The 1,822-nt window shown below is 46.9% G+C and carries 4 protein-coding genes; all 4 read left to right on the top strand.

Annotated features, from left to right (window positions below):
- The coding region (locus F6K49_RS45315; protein ID WP_293108706.1) for a flavin reductase at nucleotides 1-190 on the top strand (190 nt) is incomplete at its 5' end.
- A gap of 106 nt (nucleotides 191-296) precedes the next feature.
- Nucleotides 297-458, top strand: coding sequence for a hypothetical protein (locus F6K49_RS45310; RefSeq protein ID WP_293108703.1), 162 nt, complete (start codon nucleotides 297-299; stop codon nucleotides 456-458).
- A 202-nt stretch (nucleotides 459-660) separates the two neighbouring features.
- Nucleotides 661-789 (top strand): hypothetical protein, encoded by a 129-nt coding sequence (locus F6K49_RS45305; RefSeq protein WP_293108700.1) that lies wholly within the window; start codon nucleotides 661-663, stop codon nucleotides 787-789.
- Nucleotides 790-855: 66 nt separating this feature from the next.
- Nucleotides 856-1,822, top strand: a 967-nt coding sequence (locus F6K49_RS45300; RefSeq protein ID WP_293108697.1) for an FprA family A-type flavoprotein, incomplete at its 3' end; no start/stop codon positions are given.

The following is a 1,822-nucleotide window of genomic DNA, read 5'->3' as shown; positions in this document are numbered from 1 at the left end:
GAATACACAAACCGCAGAAAACGGTTCCCCGATTCTGAGCGATGCCCTAGCCTATCTAGAGTGTAAAGTTACCACCCGTATGGAGTGTAGTGATCATTGGATTGTTTACTCTACCGTTGAGACCGGACGGGTTTCTAAGCCAGAGTCTCTGACTGCTATCCACCATCGGAAAGTGGGAAATCATTACTAAACCTACATCTTGCACCAAGTTTAAAATTTACCTGTAAAGGTAGGGAACGGGGAACAGGGAACAGGGAACAGGGATAAAATCTGAATCTCTCTTGATGCAGTCGCTCATGGGGGAAACCACGGCAGTCGCTCATGGGGGAGACCCCCAAGACCGCGCTGCCTTCCCAAGACCGCGCTGCATCGCTTTCCGTACTGAAATTGATTGTGATCACTTCCGTTCCGTTATTAAGTTTTTTTGTACTGGTGCAAGATCTCAGCTGCGCGCCTAGGGGCGATCGCGCCAAAGCGCAACACTAGTAAGAAACACATTTTTATTGAAAATATTAAATCCTTGCTGGGGTTTTGGTTTTAAAATGTGTTCCTTAAAATGTGTTCCTTAAGAGTTAAATACTCTAGCATTTATAACATTAATGAGGTACACATATTTTTCACTCCTCTCTATTACCTGCTCCCGTCTTGATGCAGTCGCTCATGGGGGAAACCACGGCAGTCGCTCATGGGGGAGACCCCCAAGACCGCGCTGCCTTCCCAAGACCGCGCTGCATCGCTGCTCCCTGCTCCCTGCTCCCTGCTCCCTGCTCCCTGCTCCCTGCTCCCTAAAATACCAAAATTGTGTACCTCACCAAATTGAAAACCGCTATAAATGTAATCGGCTAAGCTGAACCCATGAACAATACAAAACCCCGTGACGTCCAACCCCTGCATATTGCTACCGATACCCTCATATTGCGATCGCGTACTTGGGACCGGCTCAAATTTGAAATCGAATATGCCTTGCAACGAGGCACCACTGCTAATTCTTTTCTAATTCGAGCTGATCAAATCGCCCTATTCGATCCACCAGGAGAATCCTTTACAGAGGTGTTTTTAAAAGCATTACAAGAACGCCTTGACCCAAAGCTGATCGATTATGTCATCCTCGGTCACCTCAATCCCAATCGCCTGGTTACCCTGAATGCTCTGCTCAAACTTGCTCCTCAGATTACCTTTGTTTGCTCCAATCCTGGTGCTAAATCTTTGCGCACTCTGTTTGAGAAACTAGAGGATAAAGCTATTCCAGAACAGGAGCTCAAAATCCTGGTGATGAAAGGGGATGATACTCTCGATTTAGGTGAAGGTCACATCCTAGATTTTATCCCTACCCCTAATCCCCGTTTCCCTGATCAGCTTTGTACCTACGATCCTAAAACTCAAATCCTATTTACAGATAAATTATTTGGTGCTCATGTCTGTGGAGACCAGGTAATGGATGAAGGTTGGAGGGTTTATAACGAAGACCGACGCTATTATTTTGATTGCCTGATGGCACCCCACGCCCGACAGGTGGAAACAGCTTTAGCTAAATTAGCTGACTTTGATGCTAAGCTTTATGCTACCGGTCACGGCCCCTTGGTACGCTATGGCTTTCAAGAACTGACTGAGTCCTATGGGAAATGGAGTAAGCAACAACAAGCTCAAGAGGCCAATGTTGCTCTAATTTATGCCTCAGCTTACGGCAATACTGGAGCGATTGCCCAAGCGATCGCACGAGGTATCACGAAAGCTGGTGTATCGGTAGAATCCCTGAACTGTGAAGCAGCTGAACCGGAAGAGATTGGAGCTGCTGTCGAGAAAGCAGACGGATTTATCATGG

Source organism: Moorena sp. SIO3I6 (genome assembly GCF_010672095.1).
Note: the sequence above shows the minus strand (reverse complement) of the source record. Positions and strands in the feature narration are given on the sequence as shown.